Here is a 24,323-nt window from a genome sequence, read left to right as displayed (position 1 = left end):
TTCAGTTAACAAACGCAGTACCTACGCTTTCCCATCGTACTATCCTTGAGAAACCGCATCCTAATCAGGTGACGCCGCGCATATCACGCCACGTCGCCCGGGGCCGTCGTACGCCTTTTTTCGGGCTGCGGCGGCCAGAACAGAGCAGCAGGAGTTAAAAGATGACCAACAAAAGACGCGCGGTGCCCGGTGTTCACCCCTATGATGGCCCGGCAGGCGGGTGGGGCGCGCTGAAGGCCACGGCCATCGCTGTGCGCACCCAGATGGATGCCTTCGAGGCGCCCGCCACGCTGCTGCGAACTAACCAGCCGGATGGGTTTGACTGCCCGGGCTGCGCCTGGCCGGATAAAGAGCATAAATCCACTTTTCAGTTTTGCGAAAATGGCGCCAAAGCCGTGACCTGGGAAGCGACCACCAAACGGGTGACGCCCGCGTTCCTCGCGGCCAACACCGTGACCTCCCTGCTGGCGAAGAGCGATTTCGAACTGGAGGGCTACGGCCGCTTAACCCATCCTTTAGTCTACGACCGCGCCAGCGATACCCTGCGTCCGGTGGCGTGGGAGCAGGCCTTCGCCCGCATCGGCGAGATCCTTCGCGGCCTGCAGCCTGATGAGGTCGAGTTCTATACCTCTGGCCGGGCGTCCAATGAGGCGGCGTGGCTGTTCCAGCTGTATGCCCGCGAGTATGGCACCAACAACTTCCCCGACTGTTCCAACATGTGCCACGAATCCACCAGCGTGGGCCTGCCGCAGTCGATCGGTATTGGCAAAGGCACCGTCTCCCTCGACGATTTTGACCAGACCGAACTGGTGATTTCCATCGGCCATAATCCGGGCACCAACCACCCGCGGATGATGGGCACCCTGCATGAGCTATCCCGCCGCGGCGTGCCGATTATCGTTTTTAACCCGCTGCGTGAGCGGGCGCTGGAGCGTTTTGCCGACCCGCAGAACGTGATGGAGATGGCGACCCGGCGCTCGACGCCGATCGCCTCGACCTACTACCAGGTGCGGGCCGGCGGCGACGCGGCGGCGCTGAAAGGGATCGCCAAAGCGCTGCTGCAGCTGGAGGAGGAGCAGGGCAATGTGCTCGACCACGCGTTTATTGCCCAGCATACCCAGGGATTCTCCGCCTTCGCCGAGGATCTGCACGCCACCCGCTGGCAGGATATCGAACAGGAGTCCGGCCTGACGCGTGGATCCCTGACCCAGGTCGCCGTGGCTTACGCCAAATCCAGGGCCACCATCGTCACCTACGGCATGGGTATCACCCAGCATAACAAAGGCACCTCCAACGTCCGTCTGATTGCCGACCTGCTGCTGATGCGCGGCAACATCGGCAAGCCGGGAGCGGGCATCTGTCCGCTGCGCGGCCACTCAAACGTGCAGGGAAACCGCACCGTTGGGATCAGTGAAAAACCCTCCGCGGCCTTCCTCGACAGCCTGCAACGGGTAATGGGGATTACGCCGCCGCGGCATCATGGCCACGATGCGGTAAAGGCCCTGGAGGCCATGATCGCCGGTGACGCCAAAGCGCTGATCTGCCTCGGGGGCAACTTTGCCGTGGCGATGCCTGACCACGAACGCGCCTTCCCGGCGATGCGCGGCCTTGAGCTTAGCGTTCACGTCGGCACCAAGCTCAACCGCTCGCACCTGCTGACGGCGAAAGAGACCTTTATTCTGCCGTGTCTGGGCCGCACCGAGCTTGACCTGCAGGCCAGCGGCCGGCAGTCGATCACTGTTGAGGATTCGATGTCGATGGTGCATGCGTCGTCAGGCAAGCTTAAGCCCGCCTCGCCGACGCTGCGCTCGGAGCCGGCGATTGTCGCCGGTCTGGCGAAGGCCACTCTGCCGGCCAGCAAAGTGGACTGGCTGTATCTGGTGGAAGATTACGACCGCATTCGCGATCTGATCGAACAGACCATTCCGGGGTTCGAGGAGTATAACCAGCGTATTCGTCATCCCGGGGGCTTTCGCATGCCGCTACCGCCGACCGAGCGCATCTGGCCAACGGCCACCGGTAAAGCCATGTTCTCGGTCTTCAAAGGGGTGCATGAGAACGTGGTGGTGGAGGGCGAGGACGTGATGCGCCTGGTGACGCTGCGCAGTCACGATCAGTACAACACCACCATCTACGCGATGGATGACCGCTACCGCGGCGTTTTTGGCCGCCGCGATGTGCTGTTTATGAATGAACAGGACATGGCTGCCCAGGGGCTGGAACATGGCGATCGGGTAGATATTCATACCGCGCTGCCAGACAGCGAGCTGACGCTGGAAGATATCACGGTAGTAGCCTACGGCATCGCGCCCGGCACCGTCGGGGCCTATTATCCGGAAGCCAACGTGCTGGTGCCGCTGAACTATCTGGATGAAGAGAGCGGCACCCCTTCGTATAAGTCGGTTCCCGTTCGCCTGACGCTGCGCTCGAAAGAGATCCGCCCGCTGGCCGGCGTGCGCTAAAAGGTAGTGTGCAGGGCGGCATCTCGCCGTCCTGCGCCCCCGCGCCTTGTATATCCTCGCTTGAATTTATCGCTAGTGAAACTAACATTCTGGTAACCTGTGCGCGGCCCCGGGGGTGAACGGCGGGGTTCAAACGGGAAAGAGAATGGATATTAAGCAACTCAAGTATTTGATCGCGCTCGATCAGACGCGCCATTTTGGCCAGGCGGCGGCGGCCTGCCATATTACTCAGCCGACCCTCTCCATGCGCATTCGTAATCTGGAGGAGGAGCTGAACCTGACGCTCATTCAGCGCGGCCAGCGCTTTGAGGGTTTTACCCCTGAAGGTGAGCGGATCCTGGCCTGGGCGCGGGCGGTGCTGGCCGCCCATGATGGTCTGGCGGCTGAGGCGGCGATCTGCCGCGGGCAGATGGTCGGTCAGCTGCGGGTCGGTATGGTGCCGCTGGCGAGCCTCAATCCGATGCAGTTGATTAAACCCCTGGCGGAGAAATACCCGGCGCTGCAGTTCAGCCTGTTGTCGATGACCTCGGAGCAGATTATCGATGGCGTCAGCCGTAACCAGTTGGATCTGGGCATTTGCTATCTGCAGCATCTGGACCAGCGCCTGTTTAAGGTCGCCCGGTTGCCGCAAACCCGGATGGGGCTCCTGCATGATAAACGCCATTTCGACTTCAGCGGTGGGACGCCGGGGTGGGAGGCGCTGTCGACGTTGCCCCTCGGCTTTCTGACCAAGGGGATGCACTACCGTGAATCCATAGAAATCAGCTTTAAGGCCAAAGGGTTAACGCCGAAATATGTCTTTGAAAGCGATTCGACGTTTCAGATAATCCAGGCGGTGCAGGCGGGGATCTGCTGCGCCATCATGCCGCTTAACAACGGCCTCGAAGCGCTCAGCGATAATCTTGACATTCTGCCGATCGCCGAAACCCAGGTCGATTCACAGCTGGCGCTGATTATGCGCCAGCAGGAGCCGGTATCAACCCTGGCGGAAAAATGCTTCGCCGAGGCGCAGGGGATTTTTGGCTGAGGCCAGCCCCTGCGACAGCCGTCAAATATTCTCCAGACGAATACCCCGCGTTTTGGGGCCGAAGATCCCTACCGACAGCATCACCATCAGCATACTGACGACGATAAAGCTAATCACCCCCGGCGTGCCGGCGTATTGCAGAATAATGCCGATCAGGATGCTGGTGACTGCGGTGGAGAGTCGGCTGAACGAGTAGCAGAAGCCGACGGCGCGGGCGCGAATATGGGTCGGGAAGACCTCGGCCTGGTAGGCGTGGTAGCTGATGGTCAGCCAGGCGTTGGACCAGGTGATCATAAACCCGCAGATCACCAGCAGGATCGGGCTGTTTTGCAGGGCGAACAGGGTCCCGAAGATGACGGTCATCAGCGCGGAGAGGACAATCTGCCACTTGTTCTCAAAACGATGCACGAAGCGGGTGCAGAACAGGCAGCCCAGCGGATAGGCGAGGGTGATAAAGAAGGCGTACAGCAGACTGTGGGTGATGCTGGCTCCCTGACCGGAGAGCAGCGCCGGCAGCCAGTTGCCGAAGCCGAAGAAGCCGATCGCCTGGAAGAAGTTCATCACCATCAGCATCAGGGTGCGCTGCCGATACTGCGGCGCCCAGATCTCGCGGAAGGTGCCGCGTTTGACGACGCTCTGTGCCGCATGCGCATGCTTCGGCGACGGCGTCAGACCACAGCGGGCTTCCATCTCACTCATCACCGCATGCGCGTCATCATGCCGCCCTTTGCTTTCCAGCCAGCGCGCTGACTCCGGCAGCTTTTTGCGGATAAACCAGATCGCCAGCGAGAACAGCGCGCCAAAGATGATCACCCAGCGCCAGCCGCTGAGGCCGAAGAGGGTGGTCGGCACCAGCATCCAGGACATCAGCGCCACCGCCGGAACCGACAGGAACTGGATGAAGAAAGCGAAAGCAAAAGCTTTATTGCGCAGATGGGTTGGCATCCATTCGCTGAGGTAGGTGTCAATGGTCACCAGCTCAATGCCAAGGCCGATCCCCACCAGAAAGCGGAAAAAGATCACCCCTTCCGCGCTGCTCTGCGTCGCCATCAGCAGCGAAAAGAGGCCGTACCAGGCGAGCGCCACCATAAACGTCAGACGGCGCCCCAGCCTGTCCGCCAGCGGCGCTAACAGACTGGCGCCAATAAACAGCCCCATAAAGGTGGCGGAAGCAAAGGCCGCCTGATCGGCAATCCCGAATATCCCCGCCTGCCCGGTGTGGAAAATCCCGTCGGCCAGCAGCCCTGCGCTGATATACCCGGTCTGGAAAAGGTCGTAGAGCTCGAAGAAGCCACCGAGGGAGAGCAGGGTGATAAACGACCATAACCCGACGGAGGCGGGCAGCGCATCAATGCGCCCGGTTAAGCTGGCGTGCGGTTGTCCTGGCGAGGCATAAGGCGCGCCGCCGAGAACCTGGGTGGTAGACATGGTGTTGTATTCCTCAGGATGAATGGTTTGCCTGCTAATGTTAATTGATTGTTAATAGTTTTAAATTTTTAATCCTACGCGTTAGCCGCAATCTTTAGCGCAAGATCGCGCGGTACAACGTGAATAATGCGATTCATGCTGGTTTTCGCCGCATGCCAGGCGAAGAATTGAAGTAAATCACCGCGGACGGTATTTCCCGTTGTGCGATTCGCCAACCCGCGGGAAAGCGGCTAGAATGGCCTCCTCGCAGGAGGTTAAAAGAATGTTAAACAATGGACGTATGGCGTCGAATGCTGAGCAGACAGAGACGACGACTGAGTTTCGCTTTACCCGTGTGATGGCCGAGCAGGCGGCGCGGGCGCGTCTGACGCTTGATGACGATCAGCTGTCGCTGATCGCTCGCCTGGATGCACTGGGCCAGCAGCTGTTGTCCGCGGCGGGTACGCCGCAGGGGTTGTATGTCTGGGGACGGACCGGGCGGGGGAAAAGTTTTATCCTCGACCACTTTTTTGCCAGCCTGCCGCTCGCCGCCCGGCGTCGGGTCCATTTTCATCACTTCTTCCGCGAGCTACATCAGCGGCTGAATGCCCCCGGGGCGCCCGACCTGCAGGCGGTGATGAGGCAGATGACCTCTGGCTGTCGCCTGCTGTGCTTCGACGAATTTCATCTTCACGACCCCGCCGACGCGATGCTGATCAAGGTCTTACTGGAGCATCTCTTTCAGCGCGGCATTGTGCTGTTGGCGACGTCAAACTATCCACCGGAGATGCTGCTGCCCAATCCGCTATATCACGATCGCTTTTTACCGTCGATCGCGCTGATCCGCGCCCACCTGGCGGTCGTCGCGCTGAACGGTGAGGAGGATTATCGCCAGCGTCATCTGAGCGTCGATAATGCCTTCTGCAGCGGGCGGATGTGGGTTAATCCGAATGCACAACAGCGTCAGCTGTACGATCTGCCGTCGCTGCCTGCCGAACCGGTTTCGCTGGCGGTAGGTTATCGCACCCTGCTGGCGGCCGCGGCGTCACCCACTCTGCTCCACTTCACCTTTGCCCAGCTCTGTCAGGCCGCCACGGCGGTGATGGACTACCTGTCACTCAGCGAAAGCTATACCGTCTGGTTACTGGACGAGGTGCCGCCGCTGGCTACGGTGGGGCCGGCGGCCCAGCAGCGCTTTATTAACGTGATTGATGTGCTGTATGAAAAGCAGATCCGCTTGCTGTTGGTGACCTGCTGTGATCTGGAGACGCTGGTGGCCGGGGTGGAGCTGGAGGATATTCAGCGCACGCGGAGTCGCCTGCAACAGTTGCCGCGGGCGGTGTGAGAAAAACGCCCCGGCGGGATACCGGGGCGGGGGGATTACAGATCGAAACGGTCGAGGTTCATCACCTTGGTCCAGGCGGCGACGAAGTCATGGACGACCTTCTGCTGCCCGTCGGCGCAGGCATACACTTCCGCCAGCGCGCGCAGTACAGAGTTGGAGCCAAACACCAGATCCACGCGGGTGGCGCTGTACTTCGCTTCACCGGTTTTACGGTCGCTACCGGTAAACAGCTCCGCGTGGTCATCGGCCGCTTTCCAGACGGTGGCCATATCCAGCAGGTTGACGAAGAAGTCATTGCTGAGCACGCCGACGCGGTCGGTAAATACCCCGTGTTTGCTGCCGTCGTAGTTCGCGCCCAGTACACGCAAGCCACCGACCAGCACGGTCATTTCCGGGGCGGTTAGCGTCAACTGCTGGGCTTTATCGATCAGCAGGGTTTCTGTCGATACACCGCCTTCGATACGGCGATAGTTGCGGAAGCCATCCGCCAGCGGCTGCAGCAGGTCAAACGACTCGATGTCGGTTTGCTCAGGCAGGGCGTCGACACGGCCTGGGGTAAACGGCACGTTAACGCTAACGCCTGCCGCGGCAGCAGCTTGCTCAACGCCGACCACGCCAGCCAGCACGATGATATCGGCTAACGACGCTTTGCCGGAGGCGCGCTGAATCGCCTGCAGAGTCGGCAGCACCCGGCTGGCGATAGCATTGACCGGCCAGTCTTTCTGCGGGGCGAGGGCCAGTCGTGCACCGTTGGCGCCGCCGCGCTTATCGCCACCGCGGAAGGTGGAGGCGGACGCCCAGGCGACCGAGACCAGCTCACTGACCGACAGGCCGGCGCCGGCGATGGCGGTTTTCAGGCTGGCGATATCCTCAGCGCTCGGCTGGTGGGTCGCTGCCGGCAGTGGATCCTGCCAAATCAGATCTTCTTTCGGCACTTCCGGACCGAGGTAACGGGATTTTGGCCCCATATCACGGTGGGTCAGCTTGAACCACGCCCGGGCAAACGCCTCGTTAAAGGCCTGCGGATCGTTGAGGAAGCGGCGGGAGATCTTCTCAAACTCCGGGTCGAAGCGCAGGGTCAGGTCGGTGACCAGCATGGTCGGTTTGCGCTTTTTCCCCGGATTAAACGGATCTGGGATAATTTCCGGCGCGTCTTTGGCTTCGAACTGGATAGCGCCAGCCGGGCTGCGGGTTTGCACCCATTCGTATTTAAACAAGTTCTCGAAGAAGTAGTTGCTCCACTGGGTGGGCGTCTGCGTCCAGACCACTTCCAGACCGGAGGTGATGGCATCCGCACCTGCGCCGCTGCCGTAGCTGGAGTGCCAGCCCAGACCCTGCGCTTCCAGCGGGGCGGCTTCTGGCTCGGCGCCGACGTGGCTGGTTTCAGCTGCGCCGTGGGTTTTGCCCAGCGTATGGCCGCCGGCGATCAGGGCGACAATCTCTTCATCGTCCATCGCCATATTGCCGAAGGTGGCGCGAATGGCAGCCGCGGCGGACAGCGGCTCGCCGCTGGCGTTCGGTCCCTCCGGGTTAACGTAGATCAGCCCCATTTCGGTGGCGCCGATGGCCTGTTTCGCCAGGCTTTCCGGGTGACGGTGGGCCAGCCACTCTTTCTCATCGCCCCAGTCGACGTCCAGATCCGGTTCCCAGACATCTTCACGACCGGCGCCAAAGCCAAAGGTGCGGAAGCCGGCGTTTTCCAGAGCGACGTTACCCGCCAGCATGTAAAGATCGGCCCAGGAGATTTTCTGGCCATATTTCTGTTTTACCGGCCACAGCAGGCGACGGGCTTTATCGAGGCTGACGTTGTCAGGCCAGGAGTTCAGCGGTGCAAAGCGCTGCTGCCCACGGCCCGCGCCGCCGCGACCGTCAACGGTGCGGTAGGTGCCGGCGCCGTGCCAGGCCATGCGAATAAACAAGCCAATATAGCTACCCCAGTCTGCCGGCCACCACTCTTGCGAGTCGGTCAGCAACGCTCTGAGGTCAGCTTTCAGCGCGGAGTAGTCGAGCTTTTTAAACTCTTCCCTGTAGTTAAAATCCTCACCCAACGGGTTGGAACGACTGGAGTGCTGGTTCAGCAGATCGACACGCAGCTGGTTAGGCCACCAGTCGCGGTTGCCGGTGCCGCTGCCGGCGCTCTGTTTTGGCGTCTCGGCGTGGAAAGGGCACTTCCCGGCGGATGCGTTGTTGGATGGGTCGTTAGACGTGCTCATATCAGGCTCCGTTTGCTTTTGTGAATGCCATTACGATATACACTGCTACCAATAAGCGATATTTGAATGAGTCTACGGATTTAATAGCTAATTCCGTTCAACGAAGGGCGAAATACCCTCTCATGGGACCTGGCGGATCCAGGGTGTAAAATAAACCTCACCATTAACCATAGACGTAACGAGACGGCAAAGGAAACGATCTGCAGCATTCTGGCAATCGGAATGCTAATTGTTTGAGATATGACAATTTTACTGCGAGAAAAAGATGAGGGTTGTCTGTTGAGCAACCGTTGCGAATGTCCGGTGCAGGGGTTGTTGCCTGACACAGAATAAGCTAATACTTAGGCACCATGTGACTGGCGCTAAAGACAGAATACTGTTGGGGAGCATGGTCGCCGTCGCCGCGCGCCTGGGCATTACCGATATCTGGAGATAAGTTATGCCTGAATTCGCTTCATTAATGGCCTTTGCCGCGGTGGCGCTGGGGTTGGTGTTAACCCCAGGCCCCAATATGATGTATCTCACTTCGCGTTCGATTTGCCAGGGAAAACGCGCTGGCTTTATCTCCCTTGCCGGTGTGGCTGTGGGTTTTTTTTTCTATATGTTGTGTGCCGCGTTCGGCATCACCGCGTTGGTTTTCGCTGTCCCTTACGCCTACGATGCCTTGCGTTTATGCGGGGTCGCTTATTTGCTCTATCTGGCGTGGCAGGCGATTAAACCGGGAGGGCGGCCGATATTCGCGGTGCGCGATTTACCCGCGGACAGTGGGCGTAAGCTGTTTCTGATGGGATTTATCACCAGCCTGGCGAACCCCAAAGTTGCCATCATGTATTTGTCCCTGCTGCCGCAGTTTATCACCCCCGGACTCGGCAGCGTGCTCAGTCAGTCGTTAATATTAGGCTGTACCCAGGCGATCATCAGCGTAGCGGTGAACGGCATGATTATCTTGCTGGCCGGGCAGGTGGCGCTATTTCTTGGGCGGCGGCCGGGCTGGCAACAATTTCAACGCTGGCTGATGGCGACGGTACTGGCCGGGATGGCGGTAAAGATCGCTTTTGAGGCCAGAAAATAAGCGGGTTGACCGTGTAAACAGATGCCAGCAATACCGGTTGCTGGCTACCCTCGCACCCTGAAGCCTTTCTTCCACACAGAAAGGCTTCCCACGCTCTAACATGCTGAAACATTTCTGCCAGATCATTAGCAACCTTTCAGTAGGGCTGGCGCCGCGATAAGGCTATGCTTCCCGGCCGTTACGCTGTTGGTTTTTCTTGTGATTCAGGTGATGTACCGCTAATGCCCCTTTTGAGAGATGAAATTCGCGACCACTCCGCGGAAGAGATGCTGTTTATCCGCCGGGCCGCAATTGCTTTTCTGCTGGTGGTGGTCTGCTTTGGCGTGCTGATCGTCAACCTCTACCATCTGCAGGTGGAGCAGCATGATTTCTACCAGACCCGATCGAACCAGAACGACATTAAGATGCTGCCCATCGCCCCCAGCCGCGGGCTGATATTCGATCGCAACGGCATTCCGCTGGTGCAGAACATTACCCTGTATCGCCTGCAGGTGATCCCGAGCAAAATTCCCGATATGGCCGCGCTGCTGCAAACCCTGACCCCGATCGTCGACCTGACGCCGGATGACATCGCCAGCTTCCGCGACGATATGCACCACAACAGCCGCTATAAAGCGGTGACGCTGAAGTCCGACCTCAGCGACGTGGAGGTGGCGCGCTTCGCGGTTAACGAATTCCGTTTCCCCGGCGTGACGGTGGAGAGCTATCAGCAGCGCGAATACCCGTACGGCGCCGAGCTGGCGCACGTGGTGGGCTATGTGTCGAAAATTAACGACAACGACCTGCAGCGGCTGGCGAAAGACGGTGAAGAGGAGAACTATGCTGCCGACCACAATATCGGCAAGCAGGGGATCGAGGGCTATTACGAAAAAGCGCTCCACGGCACCACTGGCTATCAGGAAGTGGAGGTGGATAACCACGGCCGGGTGGTGCGTCTGCTGAAAGAGGTACCGCCGGTGGCCGGGAAAAACCTCTACCTGACCCTCGACCTGCACCTGCAGCAGTATATTGAGTCGGTGCTGAAGGGGCAGCGCGCGGCGGTGGTGGTGGTCGATCCCCGGGATGGCGGCGTGCTGGCGATGGTTTCCAGCCCCAGCTACGATCCTAATCCGTTCGTCAAAGGCATCGGCTATCAGGCCTATAAATCGCTGCTCGATAATCCGGACCGGCCGCTGATCAACCGTGTCACTCAGGGTCTTTACCCGCCGGCCTCGACGGTGAAGCCCTATATGGCGCTGTCGGCGCTGTCCGCAGGGGTGATCACCCCGAACACCACCTTCTTCGGCGCACCGACGTGGACGCTGCCGGGCACGGAACGCCGCTACCGCGACTGGCTGAAGACCGGCCACGGGATGCTCAACGTGACCAAAGCCATCGAAGAGTCGGCTGATACCTTTTTCTACCAGGTCGCCTTCGAGATGGGTATTGACCGGATCCATGAGTGGCTGAGCAAGTTCGGCTACGGCCAGTCCACCGGCATCGACCTTAATGAGGAGTATGCCGGGGTACTGCCCAGCCGGGCGTGGAAACAGCGGGTGCATAAAAAGCCCTGGTACCAGGGGGATACCATCTCGGTCGGCATCGGCCAGGGGTACTGGATCGCGACACCGATCCAGATGGTCAAGGCGCTTACCACCCTGCTGAACAATGGCAAGGTGCAGGATCCGCATCTGCTCTACTCGATGAAGCAGGGCAATCATGTGGAACGTTATCAGCAGCCGGCGAACCTGCCGCAGGTGGGTGATCCGACATCGCCGTACTGGGGCATTGTGCGCAACGGCATGTATGGAATGGCGAATCTGCCCAATGGCACCGGCTACAAGCTGTTCCATACCGCGCCGTACCAGATCGCGGCGAAATCCGGTACCTCGCAGGTGTTCAGTCTGAAGCAAAACCAGACCTATAACGCCAAAATGATCCCGGTGCGTCTGCGCGACCACATTTTCTATACCCTGTTTGCCCCTTATCAGCATCCGAAGGTGGCGATGGCGCTGATTCTGGAGAACGGCGGCGGGGATGGCGTAGTGGCCGGACCGACGGCGCGCGCCATTCTGGACCACATCTTTGTTCCGCAGCAGGCGTCATCCGCGGCGGCTGACGTGCCGCAGCGTGACAGCGCCGATGCCCAGTAAGCGACGGGACTTATTCCTGACACGCATCGTTCATAGATATTGGTTATTTGTCCCGCGGCTTTCCGGGCGGCATAGTGATGGCAGGAACATGACCCGGAGCGAGGAGGAAGGGTGACACGTAACCGATTATTGCTGGTTCAGACCGGCACGCCGCCGGCAGCCATCCGCGAGGAGCATGGCGATCTGCCGCACTGGTTCCGTACGCTGCTGGCGCCGTGGCAGGCGCAGCTGACCGCGGTGCGGGTGTTTGAAGATGAACCGCTGCCGGCGCCGGATCGCCAGACCGTGGCGGTGCTGACCGGTTCGTGGGCAATGGTTTCTGACCGCCTGGCATGGAGCGAACGGACCGCCGACTGGATCCGTCAGGCGGTGGCTATCGGCATGCCGCTGTTCGGCGTCTGCTATGGTCATCAACTGATGGCCCATGCGCTGGGCGGTGAGGTGGCTTACCATCCTGCCGGGCGGGAAAGCGGCAGCAAAACGATTGCGCTTTCGCCGTGGGGTGTCGATGACCCGCTGCTGAGCGGCCTGCCAGCGACATTCCCCGCGCATTTGAGCCATTTGCAAACCGTGACCCGTTTGCCGGAGGGGGCTACCGTGCTGGCCGCGTCCTCCCACGATCCCCACCAGATTGTGCGCTACGGGCCGCAGGCGGTCTCCACGCAATTTCACCCGGAATTCACCGCGCCGATTGCCCGCTCGCTGATCCGCTACCGTGAGGCGGTGCTGCAGGCGGAGGGCATCGACCCGCAACAGTTACACGACGAGGTGCAGGAGAGCCCGCAGGCCGCGGCGATCCTCACGCGCTTCGTCAGCGACTTTCTGACCCCGGATACCCCGGCCATTAATTCCCTGTCGTGAACAGCACCCGCCAGCGGCGACGCCGGCGGGTCATCTCACGCCACAGGGCGACCACTTCTTCAACGCGCAGCGCGTCAGCCGCCTGCGGCGTCACCCCCGGCAAGTTATACTCCTGGCGCAGTGCGTCCAGGGCGCGCACCTGCGGCTCTACCCGGGTGCGGGCCTGAGCGGCCAGCCGCTGCTGTAACAACCTGAAGGTCGCCTCATCCATGGGGTCCAGCTGGCGCAGAAAGGTTTTACAGCAGCGGAGGAGTTCTCCGGGACGGCGTTCCGGGGACTGGAGCGCCATCAGCAGCCCATCACGATCGGCAACGCGCTGATAGCGGCAGCTCACCACATAGCCAATCTGCTGCTCCACCCGCAGGCGCTGGAAAAACTGCGGCTCGCAGAGCTGCGCCAGCACCCGCAGGGCCGCCAGCGAAGCGCCTTCCGGCAGCGGAATAAAGACCAGCAGCGCCGTGTCGCCCCCGGGGAAAGCCAGCCGCTCGACACCGCGGCGGCAGGGGGCCGGAGCGGGCATCGGTTGATTAACCGGGACGGTAAGCCGGCTCAGCTGACGCGCTACCCACTGCGCATCTTCCGCGCTGCCGCCGGTCAGGGCCGCCAGCCAACCTTCCTGGTGCGCTGACGTGCCCAGCCGTTCGGGGAGCTGAGCCATGAGATGACGGATCGCAATACTCTCCGGCGGTGGGGTCAGCGGGGCGACCGGGAGCACGAGCTGCCCCACAATGGCCTGCAGAATTGCCTCCGGCCGTTGGCCGGACGTCGGCAACTGCAGGATCAGCTGCCAGCTGCCGTCGAACAGATGCCACTCGCCGTGTCCCCCGGCATGGCGCAGGGCGGCAAGCAGTGGGCGCAGCTGTTCCCCGCGCGCCAGCCCCTCAGCCGGCGTGGGCGAGCAGTAGAAGGGCGGTCGCAGCAGGAGCGTCGGCGGCTCTTCCGGTGACGGGAGGTGACGCAGTGGCGCGGCTTCCGCCGGGCTTTCGGCCTCGAGGTCGCCAGCGGCCTGCGGATAAAAAGCGAACGCCAGCGCCGGGTCAGAAACCGGACGTGGCGACCAGCGGCTGAGCGGCAGGCTAAAGCCCTGGGTGGCTACCGTTGCTCCGGGGGGCAGCGTCTGGCAGGCCAGGCTGACCGCGGGGGCGGCCAGCAGGGCGGCGCAAAAATCGGCGAACCCGGTGGGCGGCGCCCCGGGGGCAAAGCCGAATGCCCGCTGGCGCAGCTGATCGAGGGGCGACAGCGCCTGAAAACGGCGCTGGGACAGCTGATAGTAGTGTTGCTGCTGCTCAGGCGTCGTCTGCTGTAGCGCCTGCAACCAGTGGGTTATCTGCCGGTCGACCTGTTCCGGCCGGTCGCTGGCGAAAATCAGCGCCAGCCAGCCGAAGTGCTGATCCTGATACAACCAGTTCAGCGTCACGTCCTCGGCCAGCCCGCGCTGGCGCAGGCCGGCCATCAGACTGCCTGGGGCTTCATCCAGCAAAAACTCGCGCAGTAACGTGACATTGTCACTTAAGGCGATCAGCGGACAGCGCCACAGCGCGGGCTGGCTGGAGACGGCCAGCTGCTGTTCAGGGGGCTCGCCCAGGCTGAGCGGCGGCGCCGGCGGCGGTGCCTCGCCCGCAGCAAGCCCGGCGGCGAAACGCGCCGCCAGTTCGCCGAGCACCTCCAGCGGCTGTGGTCCCTGCAGCCAGAGTTGCATCCGGCGGGCGACGTAGTGGCTGCGGTGAAAATCGCGTAAGGCCGCCTGTAGCGCGAGGAAATCCTCCCCCAGCGACCCGGCGTCGCCCACCTGAAAGCGGCGAAACGCCGCGGGCGCGATGGCGGCGTGGCGCACGGCGGCTTCCCGTCGCGATGGCTCATGCTGTTGGATCAAGCGGTTTTCGGCATCGATAACCGCGACTTCGCGTTGAATATCGTCCCTGAGCAGCAGCGGCGCCTGCAGCATCTCCTGCAGGCGCGCGACGCCGTCAGCCAGGCCCTCGGCGGCGACCTCGAAAAAGAAAGCGCTGTGGCGGGCCAGGGTGGTGGCATTCACATTCCCTGCCTGGCGCTGCACCCAGCCCATCAGCCGTTCATCATTGCGGTAGCGCTCACCGCCGTAAAACAGCAGGTGTTCCAGCAGGTGCGCCAGACCGGGGAAGCGCGACGGTTCGTGGTGACTGCCGGCGGCAACTCGCACCAGGGCCGCCGCGCGATCGGCCTGCGGCTGATGAACCAGGGTGGCCTGCAGGCCGCCCGGCAGGGTGACGGTGCGGGTCGCCAGCGTCATTACAGTTCCCGGGTTTTGTAGATCAGCTGTGAGCGGGTACGGTTGCGGAACTGCAGCTGGCTGACTTTGATGTCGCTGCAGGCCGCTTCACGCCGGGCCTCGAGGATTTTGTGATGATGCGGGGATTTGCTGCACACCGGGTCGGCGTTATCGGCGCTGCCGGTCAGCATAAAGGCCTGACAGCGGCAGCCGCCGAAGTCTTTCTCTTTTTCATCACAGGAGCGGCACGGCTCCGGCATCCAGTCATACCCGCGATAACGGTTGAAGCCGAACGAGTCATACCAGATCGATTCCAGACTCTGCTCCAGCACCGACGGGAACGCCACCGGCAGCTGGCGCGCGCTGTGACACGGCAACGCAGTGCCTTCCGGGGTGACGCTAACGAAAATCGATCCCCAGCCGCCCATACAGCCTTTCGGGCGTTCCTCGTAATAGTCCGGGGTGACGAACAGCAGGTTGGTGAGGTTGCCGCTGGCGGCCATTTTCTGCCGGTAATCGGCGACCACCTGCTCGGCACGGGCGATCTGTTCCCGGGTCGGCAGTAACCCCTCGCGATTGAGAAACGCCCAGCCGTAAAACTGGCAGGTGGCGAGCTCGACGTCATCGGCTTCCAGCTCAATGCACAGCTCGATAATTTTATCGAGCTGGTCGATATTGTGCCGGTGGAGGACGAAGTTCAGCACCATCGGGTAGTCGCGCGCTTTTACCGCTCTGGCCATCGCCAGCTTCTGCTGGAAGGCTTTTTTATTGCCGGCAAGAGCGGCGTTGAGCACCTCATCGCTGGCCTGGAAGCTAATCTGGATATGGTCCAGCCCGGCCTCGCTGAAGGCGTCGAGTTTGCTCTCGGTTAGCCCAATTCCCGAGGTGATCAGGTTGGTATAGAACCCGAGGTCGCGCGCGGCGCGGATCAGCTCCGGCAAATCTTTACGGGTCAGCGGCTCGCCGCCGGAAAAGCCCAGCTGTACGCTACCCATCGCTCGCGCCTGGCGAAAGACCTCGATCCATTGTTCGGTGGTCAGCTCCTTTTCCTGCCGGGCGAAGTCCAGCGGATTGGAACAGTAGGGACACTGCAGCGGGCAGCGGTAGGTCAGCTCCGCCAGCAGCCACAGCGGCGGATTGACGGCGGGTTTATTCTGGCTCACGGCAGGTGATCCACTTCTGTTGACAGGCGATCTGCAGGAACTCGACGACGTCGTCATCGACGCCGCTGGCTTCCGGGAAACGTTCGTTAAGCATGGCGATAATCGCCGCGACGTCGCGCCGGCCATCGACCAGCTCGAGGATCGCCGCGGCGGTCTCATTGAGTTTAGCCATTCCCTCCGGATAGAGGATCACATGGCTCTCCTGGGCGGCTTCCCACTGCAGGCGGTAGCCGCGACGAAAGGCAACGATGGACGTTTTTTGCATGATTACACCAGTCGGGTCGTGTGCCAGGCCGCCTTGTCGGTGACCGTATGATAGGGCGGGCGCTGCAGAGCGTAGGCCATGGTCATGGCATCGAGCATCGACCACAGGATGTCGAGCTTAAACTGCAGGATCTCCAGCATCCGGTTCTGTTTTTCAGCGCTGTCGCAGTAGGTCTTCGCCAGCGCCAGACCATGCTCAACGTCGCGGTTGGCCTGGCTCAGACGACTGCGGAAGTAAAAATAGCCTTCCTCTTTGATCCACGGATAGTGCTGTGGCCAGCTGTCGAGGCGCGACTGATGGATCTGCGGGGCGAACAGCTCGGTCAGGGAGCTGCAGGCCGCCTCCTGCCAGCAGGCGCGACGGGCGAAGTTGAGATAGGCATCCACCGCGAAGCGCACGCCGGGCAGCACGTGACGCTCGCTGAGCAGGTCGTCGCGGCTCAAACCGACCGCTTCCCCCAGCCGCAGCCAGGCTTCAATCCCGCCATCTTCGCCGTGGCTACCGTCGTGGTCGAGGATCCGCTGCACCCATTTGCGCCGGGTCTGCGCATCCGGGCAGTTGGCCATAATCGCCGCGTCTTTCAGCGGAATGGTGGTCTGGTAATAAAACCGGTTCGCCACCCAGCCCTGAATTTGCTCGCGGGTCGCTTCGCCGTTATGCATGGCGATATGGTAAGGGTGGTGAATATGGTAGAAGGCGCCTTTGGCCCGCAGAGCCTCTTCAAAGGCCTGCGGCGACAGCGTGTCGGTGATCAGCATGCGGTATCCTGAAGGGTGATAGCCATCCCGTCCCAGCTCACTTCAATCCCCTGTTGCGTTAGCGCCTGGCGCTGGGGAGACTGCTCGTTAAGGATCGGGTTGGTGTTATTAATATGAATGAGAATTTTGCGTTTTGCCGGCAGGGAGGCCAGCAGGGCCATCATCCCGTGCTCATCGCCGAGCGCCAGGTGGCCCATATCGCGACCGGTATTGCGCCCGACGCCGGCGGCCTGCAGCTCGTCATCCTGCCAGACGGTGCCATCGATCAGCAGACAGTCCGCTTTTTGCAGCCACGGCAGGAGGGCTTCATCCGGCTCACCCAGCCCCGGGGCATAGAACAGCGTCTGCCCGTTGCGGCGGTTTTCGATAAACAGCGCCACGTTATGGCCCGGCAGCGGCCGGTCGCGATACGGCGAATAGGGCGGCGCGTTGCTGGCGATAGGCACCGCGGTAAACTGCAAATCAGGACAGGCGTCAACGGTAAAAGGCTGCTGCGGGGCGATGGGATGATGCACCAGGCCGCCGTTCCAGTGTCGCAGCATGGTAAACACCGGGAAGCCGGTGGAGAGATCCTCATGAACCTCCGGGGTGCACCATACCTGGTGCGGGCAGCCTTCGCGCAGGCTCAGCAACCCGGTGGTGTGGTCGATCTGGCTGTCGGTGAGAATAATGCCGCCGATAGACGTCCCGCGCAGCACGCCGGGTTTATTTAACTCGGGGGTATGGGCAATCTGCTGGCTGATATCCGGCGAGGCATTGCACAGCACCCACTCTTTGCCGTTATCGCTGACGATGATCGACGACTGGGTGCGGGCGCTGGCCTGAATGGTGCCGTTGCGCAGGCCCTGACAGTTGGCGCAGTTGCAGTTCCATTGCGGGAAACCGCCGCCGGCGGCGGAGCCGAGGACTTTAATTAACATGAAGACGGACCGGGTAATGAATGAAGATGCCCGCGCGAACGGCGGGCGGGGCGACTAGCGGTTAGAAATGTACAGCGTCACTTCCAGACCGAGACGTAAATCGATAAAAGCAGGTTTCTTCCACATGTTTTGTTCCTCTTAAAAATGACAACAGGCCTCACGGATAATGGTGGATCTGTGACGGCCGCCGCATATTGCGCTTCACCGGGAGAGAGATCAACCCGGAATATGTAAGGAATTAACTTTATGTTTACAATATAACCTATTGTTGCCAAACATTTTTTAATACCCGCAGCCAGTTGTTCCACAACAGCTTATCCAGCACCAATTGATCATAGCCATTGTTCCGCAAGGCATTGATAAGCCGCGGTAAGCCGGCCACATCGCCCAGCTCGTCCGGCAGGGTGATGCCGTCAAAATCCGAGCCGAGAGCCACATGATCCTCACCCATTATGTTAATAAGATAGTCGATATGCCGGACAATGGTGGTTAAGGGCGTGTCGCTGTCACGCCGTCCGTCGGCGCGCAGGAAAGCATTGCCGAAATTGACGCCCACTACGCCGCCGCTGTCGCGGATCGCCCGCAGTTGCCGGTCGGTCAGATTGCGCGGCTGCGGGCACAGGGCGTGGGCATTGGAGTGGGTGGCCGCCAGCGGGGCGGTGGAGTGGCGGGCAGTATCCCAAAAGGCCTGTTCATTCATGTGCGAAACATCGATCTGCATCTTCAGGGCGTTGGCCTGAGCGATGAGCGCAATGCCCTCGCGGGTAAGACCCGGCCCGCTGTCCGGACTGCCGGGAAAGGCGCCGGTGACCCCGCAGCCGAAGCGATTGGCGATGTTCCAGAACGGACCAATGCTGCGCACCCCGGCGCGATAAAAGGCCTGCAGATCTTCGCCTTGCGCGTCGAACCCGCCGGCGCCTTCGATGTGCGCCACCATCGCCAGCGCGTTATCCTGCCGACAGCGTTCGATATCCGCCGCGCTCAGGCACAGGCGCGCGCGGCTAGCGGCATGGGCGCAAATCGCCTTGAGGATAGCCAGCTGCTGCCAGAGGATCGCCAGCGGATCCCACGCCTGGCTGGCGTACTGCGGCGCCACGCGGGCAATATACTCCTGCGGCGGTACAAAGAGGGCGAACAAGCCGCCGGCCAGCCCGCCCTGGCGGATACGCGGATAGTCGAGATGGCCGTTTTCTATCCCGGCAAAGAAGGCGCTCACCGGATCCTCGCGATGGTGAAGCCAGAGATTCAGCAGCAGGTCATTGTGACCATCAAAAATCGCCATAGCGGGTTCCTGCGTTCTTAAGTGGTGAAAAATGCCTGCCACGGTAACGGATTTATGCCCCGGGGCAAGCAGAAATTCACATGCCCGCAACAATTGCCAACCTCGACTCTGTATCACACTGTATCCCGCGGCGCAGCGCTGACATTAAGAGATAAAAACGGCCCCGGTCGGGCACATGGCAGATACAAATTTCCGCTTAACTGGTCACGTACTCTCTTGATGATGATAAAAGGTGAGAAAGTGATGAACAGATTATCCCTGATCCGCTATACCAGCGCCGCGGCGCTGGGGTTATCCACCCTGTGGTCCGCTGCCGTTTGCGCCGCGGAAGACGCGGGGGCGTTCGACAAGATCCACCAGATCCGCGCCGGCGACCTGAATATAGGCTACGTGGATATCGGCCCGCGCGACGGCCAGCCGGTGATCCTGCTGCACGGCTGGCCCTACGATATTCAGAGCTATGCTCAGGTGGCGCCGGCTTTAGCGCAGAAGGGTTACCGGGTCATTGTGCCGTATCTGCGCGGCTACGGCACGACCCGTTTCCTCTCCGCCAGCACGCCGCGTAACGGTCAGCCGTCGGCGATGGCGGCCGATATTGTCCATCTGATGGACGCCCTGAACATCAGGCAGGCGGATCTGGCCGGTTTTGACTGGGGCGCGCGCACGGCGGATATCGTCGCCGCGCTGTGGCCGCAGCGGGTGAAATCCCTGGTCTCGGTGAGCGGGTATCTGATCAGCAGTCAGCAGATTGGCGAAAAACCGCTGCCGCCGCAGGCGGAGCTGTCGTGGTGGTATCAGTTCTATTTTGCCACCCCGCGCGGCGAAGCCGGTTACCGGCAGAACACCCACGACTTTGCGAAATTTATCTGGCATCAGGCGTCGCCGCAGTGGAAATTCAGCGACGCGACTTTTGCCAGAACCGCCCGGGCGCTTGATAACCCGGACCACGTGGCGATCACCATCAGCAACTACCGCTGGCGCCTGGGGCTGGAGAAGGGGGAAGCGAAGTATGCCGGCTATGAACAACGGCTGGCGGCGCTACCGCCGATAACCGTGCCCACCATCACCCTTGAAGGGGCGAATAACGGCGCGCCGCATCCGGCTCCCGCCAGCTACCGGGCTAAATTTACCGGGAAATATGAACACCGGGATCTGCAGGGGGCGGTGGGCCATAATCCGCCGCAGGAGGATCCGGCAGACTTTGTCCAGGCGGTGGTGGACGCCGACCGTTTGTAACCCGCACCTTGCCGGCGGCGCGACGTTGCGCTTCCGGCAACACGGCTTATGCTTGTGAAGAGTTAATTTTGCCGCAGGAGCACCCTTTGGAGCGTATTGACCACATCCTGGTCGTCGATGACGACCGCGATATTCGGGAACTGATTGTCGACTATCTGGAAAAATCGGGATATCGCGCCAGCGGCGCGGCGAACGGCAAAGCCATGTGGTCGGTGCTCAAAAATCATCAAATTGACCTGATTGTGCTGGATATCATGATGCCGGGCGAGGACGGCTTAACGCTCTGTCGCCAGCTGCGCGCCAACCCGCAGCAGGATATCCCGGTGCTGATGCTCACCGCCCGCACTGATGACAGCGACCGGATCCTCGGCCTGGAAATGGGGGCTGACGATTATCTGATTAAACCTTTTGTGGCCCGCGAACTGCTGGCGCGCATCAAAGCTATTTTACGCCGTACCCGGGCGCTGCCGCCCAATCTGCAGATCACCGAGGCGGGCAGGCTGATCGCCTTTGGCGACTGGCTGCTCGACACTGCCGCCCGCCACCTGCTGGATGACAGCGGCGCCATCGTCGCCCTCAGCGGGGCGGAGTATCGGCTGCTGCGGGTGTTTCTCGACCACCCCCAACGGGTGCTGAACCGCGACCAGCTGCTGAATCTGACCCAGGGACGCGACGCGGAACTGTTTGAGCGGTCAATTGACCTGCTGGTGAGCCGACTGCGCCAGCGGCTACGGGAGGATGCCCGCGAGCCGGCCTACATTAAAACGGTGCGCAGCGAAGGCTATGTGCTGTCGGTGCCGGTCTCCATCCGCGAGAGGCATGAATGAGGTTTTGGCCCGCCTCGCTGCAGTCGAGGCTGATGGCGCTGCTGTTTCTGGCGCTGCTGCTGGCGAATACTTTAACCCTGTCGCTGCTGTTTTATGAGCGCATGAGCAGCGCCCGCAGCGTGATGCTGGACAACCTGGCCTCCGATGTCGCCACCAGCGTGGCGATCCTCGACCGTTTGCCGGCCGCTGAGCGCCCGCAATGGCTGCCGAAGCTGGCGCGCGGCAACTATCGCTATCTGCTGGGCGCCGGAGAGCGCGGCGACTACCCGGACAGCTGGCGTGCCCGGGACGCGGCCCGCTCCCTGCAGGAGGCGCTGAGCGCGCAGTATCCGGTCAGTATTGTGACGATCCCCGGCCCCCGGCAGCATATTCAGGCCCATATTACCCTCCACGACGGCGCCCCGTTGACTCTCGATCTGTGGCCGAAGCTACCGGCCATCGCCCGCTGGCTGCCGGTGGTGCTGATTGCTCAGTTTGTTCTCCTGCTGGCCTGCGCCTGGTATGCCGTTCGCCAGGTGTTGCTGCCCATCACCCGCTTTACCCGCGCGGTGGATGCCCTTGAACCGGCCAGCGACACGGCGGGAACCATGGCCGAGCAGGGGCCGGAAGAGGTCCGCCGTGCCGCTCGCGCGTTTAACGCGATGCAGGCGCGCATCCACGACCATCTGCAGGAGCGGGCGCGGATCCTCGCCGCCATCTCCCACGATCTGCAAACCCCGATCACCCGAATGAAGCTACGGGTGGAGATGGCCGACCAGCCGGAACTGCGCGATAAACTGCTGCAGGATCTCGACAATATGACCCGTCTGGTGCGGGAGGGCATCGCCTTCGCCCGCACCTCGCAACCGCTGGCGGAGGCGCGCCAGCGGCTGAACCTTGACGCCTTTCTCGACACCATCGTCTGCGATTATGCCGATGTCGGCCGGCCGGTGCGCTTTTGCCCCGAGGAGACCGCCGGGGTGGTGTGGATCCCACCGCAGGCTCTGCGCCGGGTGATGACTAACCTTATCGATAACGGGCTGAAATTCGGTACGACGGTCACGGTAACCCTGACCCGCGACGCCGCCGGGGATATCACTCTCCATGTGCTGGATGAGGGGCCGGGGATCCCGGAGGCCTCGCTACAGGCGGTGTTGCAGCCGTTTTATCGCCTGGAGGACTCGCGCAATCGCGATACTGGCGGCACGGGTCTGGGGCTGGCGATTGCTGCGCAGCTGGTCAGCCAGATGAACGGCATGCTGCGTCTGACCAACCGCCCGCAGGGCGGCCTGGACGCCAGCGTTCGCCTTGCCGCGGCGGGATTGTATCCTGCTGTATCTCCGGCGCAGACGGATAACTAAGCCGACAATTCTCTCGCTTTCCCGACACATCCGCCTTACATGCCCTTGCTCTAATGTCGTGGCTGCCACTCTGGGTAGCGACGGCATAATGAGGAGAAGGCGATGTCGATATTAATTGCATTTTTGGGCGGGATGTTAACCCTGCTGAGCCCCTGTACACTGCCGGTGATCCCGCTGCTGTTCGCCAGCGTCCGGGGCCGCCGGGGGCAGCTGGCGATTATGCTGGCTGGAATGGCGCTGATGTTCGGCGCGGTTTCGTGGCTGGTGACGGTCGCCAGCGGCTGGGTGGTGAATTTGACTCTGGCTGGCCGCGGCCTGGCGCTGGCGTTCTTCGCCCTTGTCGGGCTGAGCTTGCTTTCGCAGCGCGTCGCGCAGCGGCTGACTTCACCCCTGGTGGCGCTGGGAAATCAGCTTAACAACGCCAGCTCACGCCAGCGCGGCTGGATCGGATCGCTGCTGGCCGGGCTGGCGGTGGGCCTGCTGTGGGCCCCGTGCGCCGGGCCGGTATTGGGGGCGATACTCAGCCTGGGCTTTGTGCATCCGGGGCAGGCGACCACCGGCGGGTTGCTGCTGGCCTACGGCAGCGGCGGGGCGCTGATGTTATTCCTGCTGGGGTGGTGTGGTGCAGCATTGATCGCCCGACTGCGTCGCGGGCTGGCGTTCGGCGAACGGCTGCGCCGGCTGGCGGGGGTGGCGATGCTGGCCTCGGTGGCGCTGATCGCCAGCGGCGGCGGTCGCTATCTGCAAAGTGCGGGAGGATGGAGTCAGGCGCTGGAGCAGCGGCTGGCCGCCCGTCTGCCGCAGCCGGAGCAAAAGACCATCCTCCAGCCCATCGCCGCGCCGCAGCCCAGCAGCGCGATGCCCTCCCTGGCGGGAGGCAGCGCGTGGCTCAATAGCCCGGCGTTAACCCCGGAGCGTCTGAAGGGCAAAGTGGTGCTGGTGGATTTCTGGACCCGGGAATGCATCAACTGTCAGCATACCCTGCCTTACGTACGCGACTGGGCGAACAAATACCGCGCGGCCGGGCTGGTGGTGATTGGCGTCCATACCCCGGAATATCCCTGGGAGCGTTCGCTGCCTCTGCTGCGCCAGTCGGTGAAGGACTGGCGGATAACCTACCCGGTGGTGGCAGATAATGAGTACGCCATCTGGAATGCCTTCGGCAATCAGTACTGGCCGGCGCATTACATTTTCGACGCTCGCGGACAGCTGCGTTATACCGCCTTCGGCGAAGGGGATTATGCCCGCCAGGAGCAGGTGATCCAGCAGCTACTGCAGGAGAGCAAAGCCTGACCCGCGGTGTAGACGTCGGGCGGACGGATCCCTCGAGCCCCTATACCTGATGCCGGGCGGCGCGGCGCTTGCCCGGCCTACACGAGCGCGCAGGGAGAATGTAGGCCCGGTAAGGCGCAGCCGCCACCGGGCATTGAAGCGGGAACGGCGCAGAATGCCCATTGCCGGGCGGCGCTACGCTTGCCCGGCCTACACGAGTGCGCAGGGAGAATGTAGGCCCGGTAAGGCGCAGTCGCCACCGGGCATTGAAGCGGGAGAGGCGCTGGATGCCTGTTGCCGGGCGGCGCTGTGCTTGCCCGGCCTACACGAGCGCGCAGGGAGAATGTAGGCCCGGTAAGGCGCAGTCGCCACCGGGCATTGAAGCGGGAGAGGCGCTGGATGCCTGATGCCGGGCGGCGCGGCGCTTGCCCGGCCTACACGAGCGCGCAGGGAGAATGTAGGCCCGGTAAGGCGCAGCCGCCACCGGGCATTG

At 61.8% G+C, this 24,323-nt stretch carries 19 protein-coding genes and 1 riboswitch; of the genes, 10 read left to right on the top strand and 9 right to left on the bottom strand.

What is annotated here, in order from left to right:
- Positions 1 to 161: 161 nt before the first annotated feature.
- Both CWM53_RS00165 and CWM53_RS00160 read left to right on the top strand, forming a co-directional pair.
- Positions 162 to 2,462 carry an FdhF/YdeP family oxidoreductase gene (locus CWM53_RS00165; protein WP_087730987.1) on the top strand — a complete coding sequence of 767 codons (2,301 nt, stop codon included), beginning with the start codon at positions 162 to 164 and terminating at the stop codon, positions 2,460 to 2,462.
- 145 nt (positions 2,463 to 2,607) lie between these two features.
- Positions 2,608 to 3,489: a LysR family transcriptional regulator gene (locus CWM53_RS00160; protein WP_061154484.1), complete on the top strand. Its 882-nt coding sequence runs from the start codon at positions 2,608 to 2,610 to the stop codon at positions 3,487 to 3,489.
- 21 nt (positions 3,490 to 3,510) lie between these two features.
- Here CWM53_RS00160 and CWM53_RS00155 read toward each other — a convergent pair whose 3' ends face one another.
- Positions 3,511 to 4,917 carry an MFS transporter gene (locus CWM53_RS00155; RefSeq protein ID WP_074385757.1) on the bottom strand — a complete coding sequence of 469 codons (1,407 nt, stop codon included), beginning with the start codon at positions 4,915 to 4,917 and terminating at the stop codon, positions 3,511 to 3,513.
- A gap of 262 nt (positions 4,918 to 5,179) precedes the next feature.
- Between CWM53_RS00155 and zapE the strand changes: the two genes are divergently transcribed.
- Positions 5,180 to 6,241, top strand: coding sequence for a cell division protein ZapE (zapE, locus tag CWM53_RS00150; protein ID WP_100630527.1), 1,062 nt, complete (start codon positions 5,180 to 5,182; stop codon positions 6,239 to 6,241).
- A gap of 35 nt (positions 6,242 to 6,276) precedes the next feature.
- Here the strand turns inward: zapE and katG are convergent, their stop codons facing one another.
- A complete protein-coding gene (katG, locus tag CWM53_RS00145) occupies positions 6,277 to 8,454 on the bottom strand; it encodes a catalase/peroxidase HPI (RefSeq protein ID WP_100675542.1) in 2,178 nt (725 codons plus the stop codon).
- Positions 8,455 to 8,796: 342 nt separating this feature from the next.
- Positions 8,797 to 8,876, top strand: a riboswitch (ZMP/ZTP riboswitch).
- Between the two features lie 17 nt (positions 8,877 to 8,893).
- On the opposite strand from katG, the gene CWM53_RS00140 reads away from it, so the two are divergent.
- From CWM53_RS00140 to CWM53_RS00130, 3 genes are all read left to right on the top strand, one after another.
- Entirely contained in the window at positions 8,894 to 9,526 is a 633-nt protein-coding gene (locus CWM53_RS00140; protein WP_100696390.1) for a LysE family translocator, read from the top strand.
- 221 nt (positions 9,527 to 9,747) lie between these two features.
- On the top strand, positions 9,748 to 11,658 hold the full coding sequence (gene mrdA / locus CWM53_RS00135; RefSeq protein ID WP_165784122.1) for a penicillin-binding protein 2: 1,911 nt from the start codon (positions 9,748 to 9,750) through the stop codon (positions 11,656 to 11,658).
- Between the two features lie 111 nt (positions 11,659 to 11,769).
- A complete protein-coding gene (locus CWM53_RS00130; protein WP_074385762.1) occupies positions 11,770 to 12,519 on the top strand; it encodes a glutamine amidotransferase in 750 nt (249 codons plus the stop codon).
- Here CWM53_RS00130 and pqqF read toward each other — a convergent pair.
- From pqqF to CWM53_RS00095, 7 genes are all read right to left on the bottom strand, one after another.
- On the bottom strand, positions 12,503 to 14,788 hold the full coding sequence (pqqF, locus tag CWM53_RS31580; protein WP_100729638.1) for a pyrroloquinoline quinone biosynthesis protein PqqF: 2,286 nt from the start codon (positions 14,786 to 14,788) through the stop codon (positions 12,503 to 12,505). The two genes, CWM53_RS00130 and pqqF, sit on opposite strands and share 17 nt — an antisense overlap.
- Positions 14,788 to 15,930, bottom strand: a complete 1,143-nt coding sequence (gene pqqE, locus CWM53_RS00120; RefSeq protein ID WP_100729639.1) for a pyrroloquinoline quinone biosynthesis protein PqqE — start codon at positions 15,928 to 15,930, stop codon at positions 14,788 to 14,790. The genes pqqF and pqqE overlap by 1 nt, the downstream gene beginning before the upstream one ends.
- Positions 15,917 to 16,195 (bottom strand): pyrroloquinoline quinone biosynthesis peptide chaperone PqqD, encoded by a 279-nt coding sequence (gene pqqD, locus CWM53_RS00115; protein ID WP_074385765.1) that lies wholly within the window; start codon positions 16,193 to 16,195, stop codon positions 15,917 to 15,919. Before pqqD ends, pqqE begins: the two co-directional genes overlap by 14 nt.
- A 2-nt stretch (positions 16,196 to 16,197) precedes the next feature.
- Positions 16,198 to 16,953, bottom strand: coding sequence for a pyrroloquinoline-quinone synthase PqqC (gene pqqC / locus CWM53_RS00110; protein ID WP_008804780.1), 756 nt, complete (start codon positions 16,951 to 16,953; stop codon positions 16,198 to 16,200).
- Positions 16,947 to 17,873 (bottom strand): pyrroloquinoline quinone biosynthesis protein PqqB, encoded by a 927-nt coding sequence (gene pqqB, locus CWM53_RS00105; protein WP_100675547.1) that lies wholly within the window; start codon positions 17,871 to 17,873, stop codon positions 16,947 to 16,949. Before pqqB ends, pqqC begins: the two co-directional genes overlap by 7 nt.
- Positions 17,874 to 17,927: 54 nt before the next feature.
- Positions 17,928 to 17,999: a pyrroloquinoline quinone precursor peptide PqqA gene (gene pqqA, locus CWM53_RS00100; RefSeq protein WP_002905689.1), complete on the bottom strand. Its 72-nt coding sequence runs from the start codon at positions 17,997 to 17,999 to the stop codon at positions 17,928 to 17,930.
- A gap of 136 nt (positions 18,000 to 18,135) precedes the next feature.
- The gene (locus CWM53_RS00095; RefSeq protein WP_100729640.1) at positions 18,136 to 19,155 is read right to left on the bottom strand and encodes a dipeptidase; all 1,020 of its coding nucleotides are present in this window, start codon (positions 19,153 to 19,155) and stop codon (positions 18,136 to 18,138) included.
- A 243-nt stretch (positions 19,156 to 19,398) separates the two neighbouring features.
- Here CWM53_RS00095 and CWM53_RS00090 point away from each other — a divergent pair, with 243 nt between their 5' ends.
- The 4 genes from CWM53_RS00090 to CWM53_RS00075 all read left to right on the top strand — a co-directional run bounded on the left by CWM53_RS00090 (position 19,399) and on the right by CWM53_RS00075 (position 23,851).
- Entirely contained in the window at positions 19,399 to 20,391 is a 993-nt protein-coding gene (locus CWM53_RS00090; RefSeq protein WP_023322671.1) for an alpha/beta fold hydrolase, read from the top strand.
- 86 nt (positions 20,392 to 20,477) lie between these two features.
- Positions 20,478 to 21,218: a response regulator gene (locus tag CWM53_RS00085; RefSeq protein ID WP_004180014.1), complete on the top strand. Its 741-nt coding sequence runs from the start codon at positions 20,478 to 20,480 to the stop codon at positions 21,216 to 21,218.
- Positions 21,215 to 22,558, top strand: coding sequence for a sensor histidine kinase (locus tag CWM53_RS00080; RefSeq protein WP_074385769.1), 1,344 nt, complete (start codon positions 21,215 to 21,217; stop codon positions 22,556 to 22,558). The genes CWM53_RS00085 and CWM53_RS00080 overlap by 4 nt, the downstream gene beginning before the upstream one ends.
- Before the next feature lie 102 nt (positions 22,559 to 22,660).
- A complete protein-coding gene (locus CWM53_RS00075; protein WP_100729641.1) occupies positions 22,661 to 23,851 on the top strand; it encodes a cytochrome c biogenesis protein/redoxin in 1,191 nt (396 codons plus the stop codon).
- Positions 23,852 to 24,323 lie beyond the last annotated feature (472 nt).

Origin of the sequence: Klebsiella sp. A-Nf5, assembly GCF_002810545.1 — a bacterium.
Classification (GTDB): domain Bacteria; phylum Pseudomonadota; class Gammaproteobacteria; order Enterobacterales; family Enterobacteriaceae; genus Klebsiella; species Klebsiella variicola.
Note: the sequence above shows the minus strand (reverse complement) of the source record. Positions and strands in the feature narration are given on the sequence as shown.